Source organism: Luteimonas rhizosphaericola (assembly GCF_029888045.1).
Lineage (GTDB): Bacteria > Pseudomonadota > Gammaproteobacteria > Xanthomonadales > Xanthomonadaceae > Luteimonas > Luteimonas rhizosphaericola.
In genome coordinates this window covers 295,914-313,488 of record NZ_JARXRN010000020.1, presented here as the reverse complement: position 1 = coordinate 313,488, position 17,575 = coordinate 295,914, and the positions used below count along the sequence as shown (strand labels likewise).

The following is a 17,575-nucleotide window of genomic DNA, read 5'->3' as shown; positions in this document are numbered from 1 at the left end:
TTTGGCCGGGCCGTGTCGACCGGCCCGCTTGCCCCTGCGTTCACGTGCCTGCGCGCACTGTTCCGCGCATCACGACGGTCGGGAGAACTCCGATGGGCATGATCAGGAATGCATGGGGCGCCGGGGCGATGCTGCTCCTGGCCGGGTGTGTGGGTTATCCCGCCGGCGGCTATTACGGCGGTGGCACCGGCGGCTATCCGGGCGGCGGTTACGGCGGCGGTGGCTACCCTGGTGGCGGCTATGGTGCCGGCAGCGTCGTGCGCTGCGAGTCGGACGACGGCCGCACCCGCCACTGTCGTGTCGACACCCGCGGCGGCGTGTCGCTCACGCGGCAGTTCTCGCGCACCCAGTGCGTGCAGGGCCGCAACTGGGGCTGGGACAACAGCGGCGTATGGGTGTCGGAGGGATGCCGCGCGGAGTTCGTGACCGGGCGCGGCGGCGGCTACGGCCCGGGGCCGGGTCATGGCGGACCCGGCTACGGCGGCGGTGGCGAGCAGGTCCTGCGCTGCGAATCGAAGAACGACCGCCACCAGCGCTGCCCGGTGCAGGTGCAGCGCGACGTGCAGCTGGTGCGCCAGTTGTCCGAGCGCCGCTGCGTGCGTGGGCAGAACTGGGGCTGGGACCGCAGCGGCGTCTGGGTCGACGGCGGTTGCCGGGCGGAGTTCCGCGTCCGCTGAGCGCTGCAGGGTGGTGAGCCCGCGACCCGATCGCGGGCCACCGCCTACAATCGCTGCATGAGCGATCCCATCGACTACGCCCGTTACGACCGCATCCGACCGATCCGCTGGACCGGCGATGCGCTGGAGCTGCTGGACCAGCGGCGGCTGCCGTTCGAGGTCGAGTACCTGCGCTGCGCCACCAGCGATGCGGTCGCCGACGCGATCCGCACGCTGGCCGTGCGCGGCGCCCCGGCGATCGGCATCGCCGCGGCCTGGGGCGTCGTGCTCGCGGCGCGCGAGTGCGCCGCGGGCACCGCCTCCGACGCCGCGCCGGAACTCGAACCGTCGCTGCGGCGGCTCAACGCGGCGCGGCCGACCGCAGTCAACCTGGCCTGGGCGCTGGCGCAGATGCGAGCGGCGCTGGTGCGGGCGTCCGCGGGCGAGGGCATGGACTGGCGCGCGGCGCTGGAGGCCGAGGCGCGCGCGATCGAGACCGAGGACCTTGCCGCCAACCGCGCCATGGGCGTGCTGGGGGCCTCGCTGATCGGCCCGGGCAGCGGCGTGCTGACCCACTGCAACACCGGTTCGCTGGCCACCGCGGGTTTCGGCACCGCGCTCGGCGTGATTCGCGCCGGCGTGGCCAGCGGCGACATCGCGCGCGTGTACGCCGGCGAGACCCGGCCCTGGCAGCAGGGCGCGCGCCTGACCGCGTGGGAACTGATGCAGGACGGCATCCCGGCGACCCTGATCGCGGATTCGGCCGCCGCGCACCTGATGAAGACCGGCGCGGTGCAGTGGGTGGTCGTGGGCGCCGACCGCATCTGCGCCAACGGCGACACCGCCAACAAGATCGGCACCTACCAGCTGGCGATCTCGGCGCGCCACCACGGCGCGAAGTTCATGGTGGTCGCGCCCTCGTCCACGGTGGACATGGACACCGCCTCGGGCGAGCTGATCGAGATCGAGGAGCGCGATCCGGCCGAGCTGTTCGCGATCGGCGGCACGCGTACCGTGGCCGAAGGCGTGGCCGCCTGGAACCCGGTTTTCGACGTCACCCCGCACGGCCTGATCGACGCGATCGTGACCGAGAAGGGCATCGTCGAGCGTCCCGACACCGCCGCGATGCAGGCGCTGTTCGGCCGCTGATCCCGGGCGTCCGACCCCGCGGGTTCCAACGGGTCCGGCGCCAGGCCCCGACGGCCGTGGCCCGGCGGTCCATCTCGGCTGCGGCCCGACCGCTGGGTCAGGGTGCTGGCGCCCGCCCGCGCCAGGCGAAAACCGGGTGACGCAGCCCCAGCACGGCGCCGAGCGTCGCCGATGGCAGCAGCGCGAACGCGACGAACTGCAGGACCTGCAAGCCCTGTGCGTCGGCATGGAGTGCCAGCCATTGCTGCGCGGTCATCCAGGCTGTGTGCACGCCGATGCCTGTCCACACGTTGCCGGTCAGGGCCCGGACGTAACCGAGAATCAGCGCGAGCGACGGGATGAACAGCCACTGCTGGAACGACACCAGCGCACCGATGGCCCACGCGAACCCGGTGAACAGCGCGACCTGCAGCAGCAGCGCCGCCCAGGCCGGAAGCGCACGCGCAGCCAGGCCCTGGGCATAGCCGCGCACCGCGAGCTCCTCGGGCAGGGCCTCCACCAGGAACACGCCTGCGAGCATCGCCGGCAACGTCCATGCGAACGGTCCGGCTGAAGCGCGCAGCTCGAGCGTGGTCCAGCCCAGTGCGATGCACAGGGCTGCCCCCACCGCGGCGGGGACCAGCCACAGGGCGGCGCCCAGCGCGAATGCGCGCAGGTTCTCGCGCGCCTTGCCGCAGCCGGCCGCGCGCCACGAGAGCCCATCCCTGCGCAGCAGGAACCGCACCAGCGCCATCACTCCCGCGGTCACCAGCACTCCGGCTGCGACGTGCACCGGCGCATCGCGCCCGGCTTCGTAGGGGAGCAGCGACAGCACGGCCCACCAGAGCAGGACCATGCCGGCGAACAGCAGGCACAGGCGCAGGAGCAGGGCGGGCGGCGTCATCGGCACGACCATGGCGGAGCTGGACCGATCGTGGATCGCGAGTGCCGGCCGACCTAGTGACAGGTGTCAGGTCAACATCGGGCAATGCGGCGGCTTGCGCACATTTCGCCAACGCATGCGTGGCCGACGCGCCAACCCCTTGCTGGAGGGTTCGGCAGCATGCAAGTCATTGTTTTTCCGATGAAAAATACTGGCACGACGAGCGCGCGCGTGATACCATTCCGGGCATTGTTTCCGGCGGAGCCGCTAGGCTCCGCCGCCCTGTTTCGTCAGACCCGCCGATGCCGGCGCGGCGACCTTCCGGCTCCACGAGGATGCAAGCAATTCGATGACCGATCTCGCGCAGGAAATCATCCCGGTCAACCTCGAAGACGAAATGCGGCGCAGCTACCTGGATTACGCGATGAGCGTGATCGTGGGGCGTGCGCTGCCCGACGTCCGCGACGGCCTCAAGCCGGTGCACCGGCGCGTGCTGCACGCCATGAACGAACTCGGCGCGCACAGCAACAAGCCCTACTACAAGTCGGCGCGCATCGTCGGTGACGTGATCGGTAAATACCATCCGCACGGCGACCAGTCGGTGTACGACACCCTGGTGCGCATGGCGCAGCCGTTCTCGCTGCGCTACATGCTGGTGGACGGGCAGGGCAACTTCGGTTCGGTCGACGGCGACTCCGCCGCGGCCATGCGCTACACCGAGGCGCGCATGGCGCGCATCACCCACGAGTTGATGGCCGACATCGACAAGGAAACCGTCGATTTCACGCCCAACTACGACGAGAAGGAACTCGAGCCGTCGGTGATGCCGACGCGGTTCCCGAACCTGCTGGTCAACGGCTCGGCCGGCATCGCGGTGGGCATGGCGACCAACATTCCGCCGCACAACCTGTCGGAAGTGGTCGACGCGCTGATCGCGCTGATCGACAACCCGGAGATCGACATCGACGGGCTGATGGAGCACATCCCGGGCCCGGATTTCCCCACCGGCGGCATCATCAACGGCGTCGGCGGCATCCACCTGGCCTACCGCACCGGCCGCGGCCGCGTGCGCATCCGCGCCAAGTGCGACGTCGAGGTGGCCGACAACGGCCGCGAGTCGATCATCGTCACCGAGATTCCCTACCAGGTGAACAAGGCGCGGCTGATCGAGAAGATCGCCGAGCTGGTGAAGGAGAAGAAGCTCGAGGGCATCAGCGAGCTGCGCGACGAGTCCGACAAGGACGGCATGCGCATCTACATCGAGATCAAGCGCGGCGACTCGGCCGAGGTGGTGCTCAACAACCTCTACGCGCAGACCCAGCTCGAATCGGTGTTCGGCATCAACATGGTGGCGCTGGTGGATGGCCGCCCGCAGCTGCTCAACCTGCGCCAGATTCTCGAGGCCTTCGTCCGCCACCGCCGCGAGGTGGTCACGCGCAGGACCATCTTCGAGCTGCGCAAGGCGCGCAACCGCGCCCACGTGCTGGAAGGCCTGACGGTCGCGCTGGCCAACATCGACGAGATGATCGAGCTGATCAAGACCTCGGAGAACCCGGCCGTCGCGAAGGAGCGCATGCTCGCGCGCCTGTGGCAGCCGGGCCTGGTCGGCGCGCTGCTCGGCGCCGCGGGCGCCGAGGCCTCGCGTCCCGAGGACCTGCCCGCGGGCGTGGGCCTGCTGGCCGACGGCTACCAGCTGACCGAGGTCCAGGCGCAGCAGATCCTGGACATGCGCCTGCACCGCCTGACCGGCCTGGAGCAGGAAAAGCTGACCGAGGAATACCGGCAGCTGCTCGAAACCATCCGCGGCCTGATCGAGATCCTCGAGGATCCGGAAGTGCTGCTGGAGGTGATCCGCACCGAGCTGCGCAACGTCAGGGAAGAGTTCGGCGACGCGCGCCGGAGCGAGATCCGCGCCAGCGAGGAGGATCTCGACATCCTCGACCTGATCGCGCCGGAGGACGTGGTGGTCACGCTCTCGCACGCCGGCTACGCCAAGCGCCAGCCGGTCACGGCCTACCGCGCCCAGCGGCGTGGCGGACGCGGGCGCAATGCCGCCAGCACCAAGGACGAGGATTTCATCGACCAGCTGTGGCTGGTGAACACCCACGACACCCTGCTCACCTTCACCAGCGCCGGGCGCGTGTTCTGGCTGCCGGTGCACCAGCTGCCCGACGCCGGGCCGAACGCGCGCGGCCGCCCGATCATCAACTGGATCGCGCTCGAGGAAGGCGAGAAGGTGCAGGCGGTTGTGCCGGTGCGCGAGTACGCGGTCGACAAGTTCGTGTTCTTCGCCACCCGCCACGGCACGGTGAAGAAGACGCCGCTCACCGAGTTCGCCTACCGCCTGGCGCGCGGCAAGATCGCGATCAACCTCGACGAGGGCGATGCCCTGGTCAACGCGGCGCTGACCGACGGCCACCGCGACATCATGCTGTTCGCCAGCAACGGCAAGGCGGTGCGTTTCGACGAGGCGTCCGTGCGCGCCATGGGCCGTACCGCCACCGGCGTGCGCGGCATCCGCCTGGCCGCGGGCGAGGAAGTGCGCAGCCTGGTGGTGGTCGAGGGGCCGGGCGACATTCTCACCGCCAGCGAGCGCGGCTTCGGCAAGCGTACGCCGGTCGACGAGTACCCGAAGAAGGGCCGCGGTACCCAGGGCGTGATCGCGCTGCAGACCACCGCCCGCAACGGCCGGCTGGTGGGGGCGATCCAGCTTTCGGACCACCACGAAGTGCTGCTGATCTCCGATGGCGGCACCCTGGTGCGCACGCGCGCGGCGGAGATCTCCCAGGTCGGCCGCAACACCCAGGGCGTGATGCTGATGCGCCTGGCGCAGGACGAGAGCCTGCAGGCGATCGAGCGCGTCGACGCCCTGCTGGAAGCCGACGATGCCGGCGTGCCGGCCGAGGTCGCGGCTGCCGCAGGCCCAGGGATCGCGCCGCCGCAGGCCGAGGGCGGTGCCGCAGTCGACGCGGGCACCCCGGGAGATCCAACAGGCTGACGCCGTTCGTCGGCCGGCGCTCCAGCGCCGGCTGGGCTGGCCGATACCTCGCAAGAGGTCGGGGGGCCGAAACGAGATGCGTCCAGTTGCCAGCAGCGGGTCTGCGGCCGTGCACCGGCCCGCGCGCACCCAACGAGCGAGCGCCCGCGGCGGCGCCGGGCGGACGCCATGACGCAGGCGACACCCGATGCTCCGTTCGCGATGGAACTGTGCATCTGGACGGCCGGGCTGGAGGCGGGCATGTACATCAGCCGCCTCGACCGCCCGTGGCAGGAGGCCGGCTTCGCGTTCGAAGGCTGGCTGGTGCGCACCGAGGACGAGGTCCGCCGCGTGCGTGCCGCATGCCGCCGGGTGCACGTGGACGTGCTGCGCGGCAAGTCGCCCGACACGATCCACGTCATCCTCGACGATGTCCCCGAGTCGACCGGGTCCGCGGCGGCGGAGCCGCCGGCACCTTCGCCATCGCCATCGCCATCGCCATCGCCATCGCCGCCGCCGCCGGCGCCGGCGCCGGCGCCACAGGCACAGTCACAGCCACAGCCACAGCCACAGCCACCCGCCGCCGTGCGATGGCCGCCTCCGCCCCCGACCGACCCGGTCCTGGATGGCTGGGCCTCGATGCCGGCGACGGCCGGGCCATCGGCTGCGGGCCAGTCGGCGCCCGTGCCGTCGCCGGTCCGCAGTGCTGCCGTCGACGTCTTCGGCGGTGAGCTGGCGGCCGCCGAGGCGGCGCACGCGAAGCTCGAATGCGGGATCCGCCGGGTGCTTGACGCGGCGCGCAGCGACCAGACCCTGACTGCGGCCGGACTCCAGGACGGCGTGGACGACATGCTGGACTCGCTCGGCCGCAATCCGGCGGCGCTGTCGTGGGTGGTCGAGATGCAGCGCAAGGGCGACTACATCTACCGCCACGGCGTGGCCTGCAGCATCTGGGCCGCCACCTTTGGCCGGCACATCGGCCTGGAGCGGAGCGAACTGCGCGAACTCGCGATAGCCGCGCTGCTGTGCGACGTGGGCAAGGTACGCATGCCCTCCGAACTGCTCCTCAAGTCCGGTGCGCTGGACGAGAACGAGCTGCGGACGCTGCGCGCGCACGTGGACGAGAGCCGCGCGATCGTCGGGGCGATTTCAGGGCTGTCGCCCGCGGTCGCGCGGATGGTCGGCCAGCACCACGAACGCCACGACGGCAGCGGCTATCCGCACGGGCTGCGCGGACCGGGGATCGCGCTGGGCAGCCGCATCCTCGGCCTGGTGGACAGCTATGACGCGATGATCAGCGACCGCGGCTACGCCTCGCGGCGTTCGCCGCACCAGGCGATGATGGAGCTGTACCAGACCCGCGACCGCCTGTTCGAAGGCGCGGTGGTCGAACAGTTCATCCGCGTCTGCGGCGTGTACCCCACCGGCACCCTGGTGGAGCTGAGCGACGGCACCGTGGGCGTGGTGATGGCGGTCAACGCGCTGCAGCGGCTGCGGCCCACCCTGATGCGCGTGCTGGGCGCGGACAAGCAGCTGCTGCCGGAGTTCGAGGTCGTCGACCTGTCGCGGCCCGCCGCGGACGCGCCGGGCATCGGGCTCAGCGTGCGCGGCGGCCTGCCGCTCGGCTCGTACGGCATCGACCCGGCCCTGCTGTTCCTGGACTGACGCCATGCATGCGCCCGGGGAAGACGAACTGACCGGCCTGCGCGGCCGACGCGACTTCATGCAGCTGCTCGGCCGGCAGGTGGTGGCCGCCTGCGAGCGGCGCGCCACCATGGCGCTGGTGGTGGTCGACATCGACGGGTTCATGCAGCTCAACGGCGTGCACGGCTTCCAGGCCGGCGACGCGATCCTCAGACATCTTGCCGCGCAGTTGCGGGCCGTGGCCCGGCGCCAGGACTACGTGGGACGGATCGGCGACGACCGCTTCGCCCTGCTGCTGAGCGGCATGCTCAACCGCGGCCACGCCGGCCTCGCGGTGCAGAAGCTGTTCCGCCTGCTCGAACCGCCGATGCTGGCGGGCGACGCGAAGCTGCGCGTCCCGGTGACGGTGGGCGTGGCGCTGTGCCCGCAGCACGCCAGCCACGCGGAGTTCCTGCTGCGCCGCGCCGAGGCCGCGCTTCTGCGTGCGCGACGCACCGGCGTGCGCACGGGCTGGACGCCGGATGCGCCGGCCGACCTCGACATCTCCGACCTGTGGGACCTGGAGCTGCAGCTGACCGGGGCGGTCGAGCGCGGCGAGATGGAGCTGTACTACCAGCCCAAGGTCGACGCGCGCGAACGGGGCGTGGTCGGGGCGGAGGCGCTGATGCGCTGGAAGTCGCCGTCGCGCGGGCTGGTCTCGCCCGCGGTCTTCATCCCGGTCGCCGAACGCACCGGCGAGATCCGGCGCCTGACGCTGTGGGCGCTCAATACCGCGCTGCGCCAGGCCGGGCAGTGGGATGCGGGCGGCGCGCCTGTCTCGGTGGCGGTGAACCTGCCGGCGTCGCTCGCGGTCGAGCCCGACCTGCCGGAGCTGGTGGAGGCCGCGCTGAAACTCTGGTCCGGTCCCGACGTGCGGCTGGTGCTGGAGATCACCGAAGGCTCGATCGTCGATGCCGCCCGCGCGTTCCCGATCCTCGCACGCCTGCGCGCGATGGGCGTGCGCATCTCGATCGACGACTTCGGCACCGGCTATTCCTGTCTGTCGTACTTCCGCAACCTGCCGGCGGACGAGCTGAAGATCGACCGCTCGTTCGTCGGCGACCTGTCGACCGATCCCGCCAGCGCCGACATCGTCGGCTTCATCGTGGCGCTCGCGCACCGCTGCGGGCTGTCGGTGGCGGCCGAAGGCGTGGAAGACGAGGCGACCTGCGCGCGCCTCGCGCACCTCGGTTGCGACGTGCTGCAGGGCTATCTGTTCGGACGGCCCATGTCGCAGCGCGAATTCGGCGCCTGGCTGGCCGACCGCACCCGGGCGACCGCCGCGACCGCGTGACGCGCCGCCACCGGCGCGTCGGCGCCGGATGTCGAACGCCGGGACACCGGCTGCCGTGGCGGCCAGGACGCGACGTGCACCGGACGCGCGCGCACCCGCACGCGACTCGTCCACGCGCGCCGTCGCGCGGGCGGCAGGGTGCGTGGGCCGGTGACGCCCCGTCCCGCGCTCCCGTTCGAGGGTGCGTGCGCGTGCAGGCAATCCCTATACTTCGGGCGACAGCGGATCGGGGAGTACGTCGGGTGGAACGGAAGGCCATGCGGAGACTCGGACGTTGGGCGGGACTGGCCCTGCTGGCGGCGGCGCTGGCGACGGGAGGCTGCAAGCGCAACGAATCGGGCCAGCTGCCGGCCGTCAGCGGCGAGGCGATCCGGGGCGAGCGCGACGCGGTCGAGGGGTTCGGCCTGGTGCGCGCGTTCCCCGACCAGTCCGCGGACGGGCTGGCGATCGCGCTGGAGTTCTCGCAGCCGCTGGTCGGCACCCAGGACTTCGACCGCCTGGTCACGTTCGCGGAAACCGTGGCCGAGCCGAGCGGCTGGACGCTGTCGGACGACGGCAGGGTGCTGCGCTATCCGCATGTCGAGGCCGATGCGCACTACACCGTGCGCATCGCCGGCGACCTGACCGCCGCCGATGGTACCCGCCTCGGGCAGGCGCGCGAGGAGAAGGTCTACACCGGCGAGCTCGATCCGGTGGTCGGCTTCGCCTCGCAGGGCAGCGTCCTGCCGGCGAAGGACTCGCGCGGCCTGCCGGTGGTGTCGGTGAACGTGGAAGAAGTCGACGTCGAGTTCCTGCGGGTGCGGGAGTCGTCGCTGCCGAAGTTCTTCGCCGAATACCAGCGCGGCGGCCGCCGCGGCAGCTGGGAGCTCGACAGCCGCTGGGGCGACAAGCTGCCGATCTCGCAACTGGCCGAGCCGGTGTACGTGAACCGGTTCGTGCTCGGCGGCGCGCGCAACGAGCGGGTGCTGACCTACCTGCCGCTGCAGGACATCGCCGAACTGCAGCAGCCGGGCCTGTATTTCGCGGTGATGAAGCCGGCCGGCTCGTTCCAGGACCGGTTCGAGACCGCGTTCTTCACCGTCAGCGACATCGGCCTGCATGCGCGGGCGTACAAGGACACGCTGTTCGTGCATACCGCGTCGCTGCGCGAGGGCGGCGCGGTCGGCAGCGTGGAGCTGCGGGTGCTCGACGCCCGCGGAGAGACGATCTACAGGGGCACCACCGACGGCAACGGCAACGCGATGCTCGACTACACGCTCGATGCCGCGCACGTGCTGGTCGCCAGCCGCGGCAGCAACGTGTCGATGCTGCCCTTCAACCAGCCGGCGCTGGACCTGTCGGAGTTCGCGGTGTCGGGGCGCGGGAACGCGTGGTTCGACGTCTACGCCTGGTCCGGCCGCGACCTCTACCGCCCGGGCGAGACCGTGCGCGTCTCGGCGCTGCTGCGCGACCACGACGGCCGGCCGGTGGCGGCGAAGGACGGCGAGGCGCAGTCGCTGTTCGTGCGGCTGCGGCAGCCCGATGGCAAGACGTTCTTCGAGACCCGGCTGCAGCCGGGCGCGCTGGGTTACTTCGCTTTCGAGAAGCAGGTGCCCATCGATGCGCCCACCGGCCGCTGGCAGGTGGAGTTCCGCACCGACCCGTCGAGCAAGGACGCGGTGCAGGGCATGACCCTGCGGATCGAGGAATTCCTGCCCGAGCGGATGAAACTCGACCTGGCGTCGCCCGCCGCCGTGCTGGCCCCCGGCCAGCCGCTGGTGCTGGAAGCGGCCGGCGCCTACCTGTACGGCGCGCCGGCCGCGGGCAACCGCTTCACTGCGAAGCTGGCCGTCGCGGTGGAGCAGCACCCGGTCGAGGGCATGCCCGGCTGGTTCTTCGGCGATCCGACGGTGCAGCTGCCGAAGGAGGCGAAGGATGTCGTCGACGCGACGCTCGACGCCCAGGGGCGCCTGCGCCAGGACATCCCGCTCCCCGAAGAAGTGAAGGCGACCACGCCGGTAGTGGCCGTGGTCTCCGGCAGCCTGTATGAAACAGGGGGACGCACGGTCAACCGGACGCTGGAGCGCGTGCTGTGGCCGGCACCGACACTGGTCGCGGTGCGCCCGCAGTTCGACGACAAGGAGGGCGCCGACGCCGACTCCAGCCCCGGTTTCGAACTGCTGCGCGTGGACGGCGCGGGCAAGCCGCGCCCGGTGAAGGGCGTACAGGTCACCCTGGTGCGCGAGCACCGCGACTACCACTGGCGATACGACGAGGACGGCGGCTGGGACTACGAGTACTCGAGCCGGTTCGAGAACGTCGAGACCCGGACCGTCGACCTGGGCGACACCGCGGCACGCATCAGCGTGCCGGTGGAGTGGGGCGAATACCGGCTCGACGTGCTGGATCCGGAGACGAAGCTGGTCACGCGCTACCCGTTCCGCGCCGGCTGGGGCTGGGGCGACGAGAACCGCGGCCTGGACGCGCGCCCGGACAAGGTGAAGCTGTCGCTCGACCGGACCCGCTACCGGGCCGGCGACACGCTCGCGGTGACGGTGACGCCGCCGCACCCGGGCAAGGGCCTGCTGATGGTCGAGAGCGACCGCATGCTGTACGTGCAGGAGATCGACGTGCGCGCCGGCAGCCGGTTCGAGATCCCGGTGACCGGGGAATGGGAGCGGCACGATGTCTACGTGACCGCGCTGGTGTTCCGAGGGGGCAGCGCGTCGAGCAAGGTCACTCCGGCGCGGGCGGTGGGCGTGGCGCACGTGGCGATGGACCGGCGCGACCGGCGGGTGGCGGTGGGGCTGAAAGCGCCGGAGAAGATCCGGCCCGAGGGGCCGATGCAGGTGGTGCTGAGCGCGCCCCAGCTGGCGGGCAAGGAGGCGTACGCCACGGTCTCGGCGGTGGACCTGGGCATCGTCAACATCACCCGCTATCCGGTGCCGGACGCGCTGGCGCATTTCTTCGCCCAGCGGCGGCTGGGCGTGGATGCGTACGACGTCTACGGACGCGTGGTCGAGAGTTTCGAAGGCGGCACCGCGCGCCTGCGCTTCGGTGGCGACATGGCGCTGGCGGCCCTGCCGCAGGCACGGCGCCCGACCGCACGGGTGCAGACCGTCGACCTGTTCTCCGGACCGGTGAAGCTCGATGCGCAGGGCAATGCGAAGGTCGCGGTGCAGGTGCCGGACTTCAACGGCACGCTGCGGGTGTCGGCGCTGGTGTATTCGGCCGACGGCTACGGCAGCCGCGCGGTGGAGACGGTGTCGCGCGCGCCGGTGGTGGCCGAGGCCAGCATGCCGCGGGTGATGGCGCCGGGCGACCGCGGCACGGTGACGCTCGACCTCACGAACTTCACCGGCCGGGCCGGCGAGTTCGACGTGCGCGTGGACGGCGTCGGCCCGGTCACGATCGGCGAGGGCGCGCGCAAGGCGCGTCTCGACCCGGACGGCAAGGCGACGCTGAGCTTCCCGCTGCAGGCCGGAACCGGCTACACCGTGGCGAAGGTGCGCGTGCGCGTGGACGGCAACGGGGCGAAAGTGGATCGCAGCTACGACCTGCCGGTGCGCGCCGCGTGGCCGTCGGTACTGCGCTCGCGCACGCAGGTACTGCAGTCGCCGGCGCCGGTGACGCTGGACGCGGCGCTGGCCGATGGCCTGATGCCGGGGTCGGTGACGGCGCAGTTCACCGTCAGCGCGATTCCGCCGATCCCGTTCGCGAGCGCGATCCGTGGCGCGCTCGACTATCCCTACGGCTGCGCCGAGCAGACCACGAGCAAGGGCTACGCCGCGCTGCAGCTCGACCGGGCCACGGCCGACATGCTGGGCATCCGCGACGTCGACGACGAAAAGCGGCGCCAGTATGTGGAAGGCGCCTTCGGCCGGCTGGCGTCGATGCAGACCAGCACCGGGCACTTCTCGATGTGGGGCAACGACGGCGACGTCAACCCGGCGCTGACGCCCTACATCGTCGAGTTTCTGCTCGACGCGCGCGAAGCCGGCTTCAACGTGCCCGAGGCCATGCTGCAGAAGGCGCTGGAACGTCTCGGCGAGGACCTGCTGGCGGGCGGCAACGAGTTCTACGGCCGCGACCACCGCTCGCACCTGAAGTTCGCCTACCAGGCGCACGCCGGCTACGTGCTCGCGCGCGTCAACCGCGCCCCGCTGGGCACGCTGCGCGCGCTGTACGAAAACGAGCGCAAGGCCACGCTGACCGCGCTGCCGCTGGCGCACCTGGGGCTGGCGCTGTCGCTGCAGGGCGACACGGCGCGCGGCGGCAAGGCGCTGGAGGCGGCGTTCGCGTTCAAGGGCGATCGTCCCGGCTATCTGTGGGACTACGGCAGCCCGCTGCGCGACCAGTCGCTGATGGTGGCGCTGACGCACGAACGCGGCCAGTCGCGCGCGGCCTGGGATGCGCGCGCGGTGGACATCGGCCGCGAGCTGGACACGCGCCGTGACCGCGGCTGGCTGTACCTGAGCACGCAGGAGCAGATCGCGCTGGCGCGACTGGGCAAGGCGCTGTCGGCGGCGCAGGGGCGGCGGGTGTCGGGCACGCTGGTCGAGGGCGGCGTGTCGCAGCCGGTGCCCGCCGCGCGGGTGGTCGGGCGGACCTACGATGCCGGTGCGCTGGGCAGGGGCGTGCGCTTCGATCCGGAGGTCGCGGCCGGCACCGGGGCCGGCCCGCTGTTCGTGAGCATCGACGTCGCCGGCGTGCCGACGTCCGCGCCGGTGCCGGATGCGAGCCGGATCAAGGTCGAACGCGCACTGTTCACCATCGAGGGCCGGCCGTGGACGCCGGCACCGCTGAAGGAAGGCGAGGCGCTGATCGTGGCGGTGTCGATCACCTCCGACGTCGCCATGCCCGACGCGCTGCTCACCGACCTGCTGCCGGCGGGGCTGGAGATCGAGAACTTCAACCTCGGCGACGCGAAGCAGTGGGCCGACGTCGTGGTCGACGGGATCGGGATCAGCGAGCGGTCCGACGCCGCGGACGTGAAGCACGAGGAGTTCCGCGACGACCGCTATGTCGCCGCGCTGGCGCTCGATCCGGGGCGCAAGGCGCGCGTGTTCTACCTGGTGCGCGCGGTGACGCCAGGCAGCTACACCGTGCCGCCGCCGATGGTCGAGGACATGTACCGGCCCGAGACCCGCGGCGTGGGCCGCGCCGTGCCGGCGACGGTCACGGTGGTCCAGCCGTAGGCGCGGGCGGCGTCCGCTTCGCGCGCGACCGTGGTCGTCGGGCCGGCAGGCGCGCACGCGGCCGGACGGCGATCCGACGCAGCGACCGCGGGTAGGGAGGCGGAGTGATGCGGGAACACCGAAAGGCCGCCCCCCGGCCACCGGTCCCGGCGGCGGCGCGCCGCAGGCTGCGTCGGATGCTGCCCTGGCTGCGCTGGGGCACGGTCGCGCTGCTGCTGTCAGTGCTGGCGCTCGACCTCGCGTTCCCGCCGCGGCTGCCCGGTGCGCGCGACACCAGCACCCTGGTGGTCGCGGCCGATGGCACCCCGCTGCGCGCGTTCGCCGACGCCGAAGGCGTGTGGCGGCATCCGGCCACGCGCGCGAGCGTGTCGCCGCTGTACCTGCAGGCGCTGCTCGGCTACGAGGACCGCTGGTTCGAGCACCACCCGGGCGTGAATCCGGTCGCGCTGCTGCGCGCCGCATGGCAATGGGTCCGCGGCGGCGCCATCGTCTCGGGCGGCTCCACGCTGACCATGCAGGTCGCGCGCATCCTCGAACAGGGGGAGGGCGGCTCGACCCGAAGCGTGTCCGGCAAGCTGCGGCAGATCCTGCGTGCGCTGCAGCTGGAGGCGCACCTGTCGAAGGGCGAGATCCTCGCGCTGTACCTGGAGCGGGCGCCGTTCGGCGGCACCATCGAAGGCGTGGAAGCCGCCAGCTGGGCGTACCTGGGCAAGCCCGCCGCACGGCTGTCGCATGCCGAGGCCGCGATGCTGGCGGTGCTGCCGCAGGCGCCGAGCCGGCTGCGCCCGGACCGCCATCCGGACGCGGCGCAAGCGGCGCGCGACAAGGTGCTCGAGCGCATGGCCACGCTCGGCACGTGGTCGCGCGCGCAGGTGGATGACGCGAAGATCGAGACCGTGGTGGCGCGGCGGCTGCGGCCACCGCTGAGCGCACCGCTGCTCGCCCAGCGGCTGCGCAGCGCGCATCCGCGCCGGGCCCGCATCGTCTCCACCCTCGATGCCGGGCTGCAGCGCACGCTCGAAGCGCGCGTGGCGGCCTACTTCTCCGGCCTGCCCGAACGCACCTCCGCGGCGCTGCTGGTGGTGGACAACGCGACCCTGGAGGCGCGCGCCTACGTCGGCTCGCTCGACCTCGCCGACCGCGCGCGCCTCGGGCACGTGGACATGGTGCGCGCCTGGCGCTCTCCGGGCTCGACGCTCAAGCCCTTCCTCTACGGCATGGCGCTGGACGACGGGCTGATCCACTCCGAAAGCCTGCTGGTGGACGCGCCGCAGTCGTTCGGCGGCTACCGGCCGGGCAACTTCGACGCCGCGTTCAACGGGCCGGTCGGGGCCGCGACGGCGCTGCGGCTGTCGCTCAACGTGCCGGCGGTGGACCTGCTCGACCGCGTCGGGCCGGCGCGCTTCGCGGCGCGCCTGGCGCACGCGGGCATCGGCCTGCGCTTTCCGCGCGGCGCTTCGCCCAATCTGGCGCTGATCCTGGGCGGCACCGGTGCGCGGCTGGAGGACCTGGTCGGCGCGCACGCGGCGCTGCACCGCGACGGGATCGCCGGGCGCGTGCGCTACACGGCGCAGGACCCGGTGCTGGACCGCCGGCTGCTGTCGCCGGGCGCCGCGTGGATCGTGCGCGAGATCCTCGAATCCAATCCGCGCCCGGGCGAGCGCGACGGCATGTTCGATGCCGGTCGCCGCCCGCGCGTGGCGTGGAAGACGGGGACCAGCTACGGCTTCCGCGACGCCTGGGCGATCGGCGGCACCCGCCGCCACACCGTGGGCGTGTGGGTCGGGCGCCCGGACGGCACGCCGCTGCCGGGCCAGTACGGCGCGCTCACCGCGCTGCCGCTGCTGTTCGAGGTGGTCGACAGCCTGCCGCGCGGCCCCGGCGATGTCGCGCCGGTGCCGATGCCGGCACAGGTGTCGCGGCGCGAGGTGTGCTGGCCGCTGGGCACCGCGGCCGAAGGGCAGCCCGCGGCCCTGTGCCGGCGCCGGTTCGAGGCCTGGGTGCTCGACGGCGCCATCCCGCCGACCTTCGCCGAGCGCGGCGCGCGCGCCTGGAGCGCGGGCGTGGAACGCTTCGACGTGGACGCGCGGACCGGGCTGCGGCTGTCGGCCACCTGCAGCGCCCCGCACGAGGCGCGGACCGCGGCGATCGCACGCTGGCCTGCGCTCGCGGCGCCCTGGCTGCCGGCCTCCGCGCGCCGGGCCGCGCAACTGCCGCCGCTGTCGCCGGACTGCGCGCCCGACGGGCGCGACGCGATGGCCGAACTGCGCATCGAAGGCCTGGAGGACGGCGCCACCCTGGCGAAACCGCCCGGCAGCACGCGCGGCATCCGGATTTCGCTGCGCGCGCTGGGGACCGAGGCGCCGGTGGAATGGCTGCTCGATGGGCGCCGCATCGCCGGGACCCGCGGCGCGAACGCGTTCGTGCACGTCTTCGACGCGCCGGGGACCCACCGGCTCACCGCGCTGGCCGAGACCGGGGCCTGGCACAGCCTCACGGTGCGGGTACTGGACTGAGCAGGGGCCGCGCACCGTGGCGCCCGCACTTCCGGGCGCAGGGACGCCCCGGCATACCGCCCGGAGGCCGCGAACGCGGACGCGTGGTCGCGCGTGTCGCGGCGCTGCCGGGGCCACCGGCAGACGTCAGCGGGGTGCGTCAGCCCTCGAGCTGCGCCAGCACGTGCTCCGCGCCGGACACCTTGAACTCGCCCGGCGCCTCGACGAACAGCTGCTTGACGATGCCGTCCTCGGCGTACAGCGCGAACCGCTTCGAGCGCACGCCCATGCCGTAGCCGCTGGCGTCCATCTCCAGGCCCAGCGCGCGGGTGAGGTCGGCATTGCCGTCCGAGAGCATGCGCAGGCCCTTGGGCACCTGCTGCGCCTCGCCCCAGGCCTGCATCACGAACGGGTCGTTGACCGCCATGCAGGCGACGTGGATGCCGCGCTCCTGGAAGCGGTCGAAATGCTCGACGAAGCCCGGCAGGTGGCGCTCGGAGCAGGTGGGCGTGAACGCGCCGGGGACGGCGAACAGCACCACCTTGCGGCCCTCGAACAGGGTCGGGGTGTCGATGGCCTGGACGCCGTCGTCGATGTACTTGAGCACGACCTCGGGGATACGGTCGCCGATCTGGATGGTCATGGGGGGCCTTCCGGCGGAGTGAACGGTCCCTATCCTCGCACGCCGCCGCGGCGGCCGGCGGGGTCTTGAAAACCCGTCGCCCGCGCACACATCGCGGGCATGGCGGCCGACGCGCCGCCCGAACCAGACACCAGGAGCCAGACATGAGCATCGTCCGTTACCGCCAGCGCCCGACGGAGCTGGCGCTGCATGATGAGATCAAGCAGGTCTTCGACCGCTTCTTCGGCGAGCAGGACACCGACGCCTCGGCCGTGGTCACCGCGCAGTGGGTGCCGCGGGTCGACATCAAGGAAGAAGCCGAACGCTTCGTCCTGTACGCCGACCTGCCGGGCATCGACCCGCAGGAGATCGAGATCCAGATGGACAAGGGCATCCTCTCGATCAAGGGCGAGCGCAAGAGCGAATCGACCACCGAGACCGAGCGCTATTCTCGCGTGGAGCGTCGCTACGGCAGCTTCCACCGCCGCTTCGCGCTGCCCGACAGCGCCGATGCCGAGGGCATTTCCGCCAACGGCCGCAACGGGGTGCTCGAGATCGTGATCCCGAAGAAGCCGGAGACCACCCCGCGGCGGATCCAGGTCGGAGCCGCGACCGCGCACTGACGGTCGCGCGGGTCCACCGTTAGACTGGCGACGGCCC

Annotated in this window: 10 protein-coding genes; 8 read left to right on the top strand and 2 right to left on the bottom strand. The window is 72.2% G+C overall.

Annotation, left to right across the window (positions count from 1 at the left end; genetic code table 11):
- The first annotated feature begins 92 nt into the window (after positions 1 to 92).
- Together QFW80_RS05340 and mtnA are read left to right on the top strand one after the other, a co-directional pair.
- Entirely contained in the window at positions 93 to 677 is a 585-nt protein-coding gene (locus tag QFW80_RS05340) for a DUF3011 domain-containing protein (protein WP_280600353.1), read from the top strand.
- 57 nt (positions 678 to 734) lie between these two features.
- Positions 735 to 1,805: an S-methyl-5-thioribose-1-phosphate isomerase gene (gene mtnA / locus QFW80_RS05335; RefSeq protein ID WP_280600351.1), complete on the top strand. Its 1,071-nt coding sequence runs from the start codon at positions 735 to 737 to the stop codon at positions 1,803 to 1,805.
- Between the two features lie 97 nt (positions 1,806 to 1,902).
- Here the strand turns inward: mtnA and QFW80_RS05330 are convergent, their stop codons facing one another.
- Positions 1,903 to 2,688, bottom strand: a complete 786-nt coding sequence (locus QFW80_RS05330; RefSeq protein ID WP_280600350.1) for a CPBP family glutamic-type intramembrane protease — start codon at positions 2,686 to 2,688, stop codon at positions 1,903 to 1,905.
- Between the two features lie 328 nt (positions 2,689 to 3,016).
- Between QFW80_RS05330 and gyrA the strand changes: the two genes are divergently transcribed.
- The 5 genes from gyrA (at position 3,017) to pbpC (ending at position 16,314) form a co-directional block, all read left to right on the top strand.
- Entirely contained in the window at positions 3,017 to 5,665 is a 2,649-nt protein-coding gene (gene gyrA, locus QFW80_RS05325) for a DNA gyrase subunit A (protein WP_280600348.1), read from the top strand.
- Positions 5,666 to 5,833: 168 nt separating this feature from the next.
- Positions 5,834 to 7,309, top strand: coding sequence for a cyclic di-GMP phosphodiesterase (locus tag QFW80_RS05320; protein ID WP_280600347.1), 1,476 nt, complete (start codon positions 5,834 to 5,836; stop codon positions 7,307 to 7,309).
- Between the two features lie 4 nt (positions 7,310 to 7,313).
- On the top strand, positions 7,314 to 8,621 hold the full coding sequence (locus tag QFW80_RS05315) for a putative bifunctional diguanylate cyclase/phosphodiesterase (RefSeq protein ID WP_280600345.1): 1,308 nt from the start codon (positions 7,314 to 7,316) through the stop codon (positions 8,619 to 8,621).
- Positions 8,622 to 8,863: 242 nt separating this feature from the next.
- Positions 8,864 to 13,798 carry an alpha-2-macroglobulin family protein gene (locus QFW80_RS05310; RefSeq protein WP_425603501.1) on the top strand — a complete coding sequence of 1,645 codons (4,935 nt, stop codon included), beginning with the start codon at positions 8,864 to 8,866 and terminating at the stop codon, positions 13,796 to 13,798.
- A 176-nt stretch (positions 13,799 to 13,974) separates the two neighbouring features.
- On the top strand, positions 13,975 to 16,314 hold the full coding sequence (gene pbpC / locus QFW80_RS05305) for a penicillin-binding protein 1C (protein ID WP_280600342.1): 2,340 nt from the start codon (positions 13,975 to 13,977) through the stop codon (positions 16,312 to 16,314).
- A 139-nt stretch (positions 16,315 to 16,453) separates the two neighbouring features.
- On the opposite strand, the gene QFW80_RS05300 is transcribed toward pbpC, so the two are convergent.
- Positions 16,454 to 16,936 carry a peroxiredoxin gene (locus QFW80_RS05300; protein WP_280600340.1) on the bottom strand — a complete coding sequence of 161 codons (483 nt, stop codon included), beginning with the start codon at positions 16,934 to 16,936 and terminating at the stop codon, positions 16,454 to 16,456.
- 143 nt (positions 16,937 to 17,079) lie between these two features.
- Here QFW80_RS05300 and QFW80_RS05295 point away from each other — a divergent pair, with 143 nt between their 5' ends.
- Positions 17,080 to 17,538 carry an Hsp20/alpha crystallin family protein gene (locus tag QFW80_RS05295; RefSeq protein WP_280600338.1) on the top strand — a complete coding sequence of 153 codons (459 nt, stop codon included), beginning with the start codon at positions 17,080 to 17,082 and terminating at the stop codon, positions 17,536 to 17,538.
- The last annotated feature ends 37 nt before the right edge of the window (positions 17,539 to 17,575 follow it).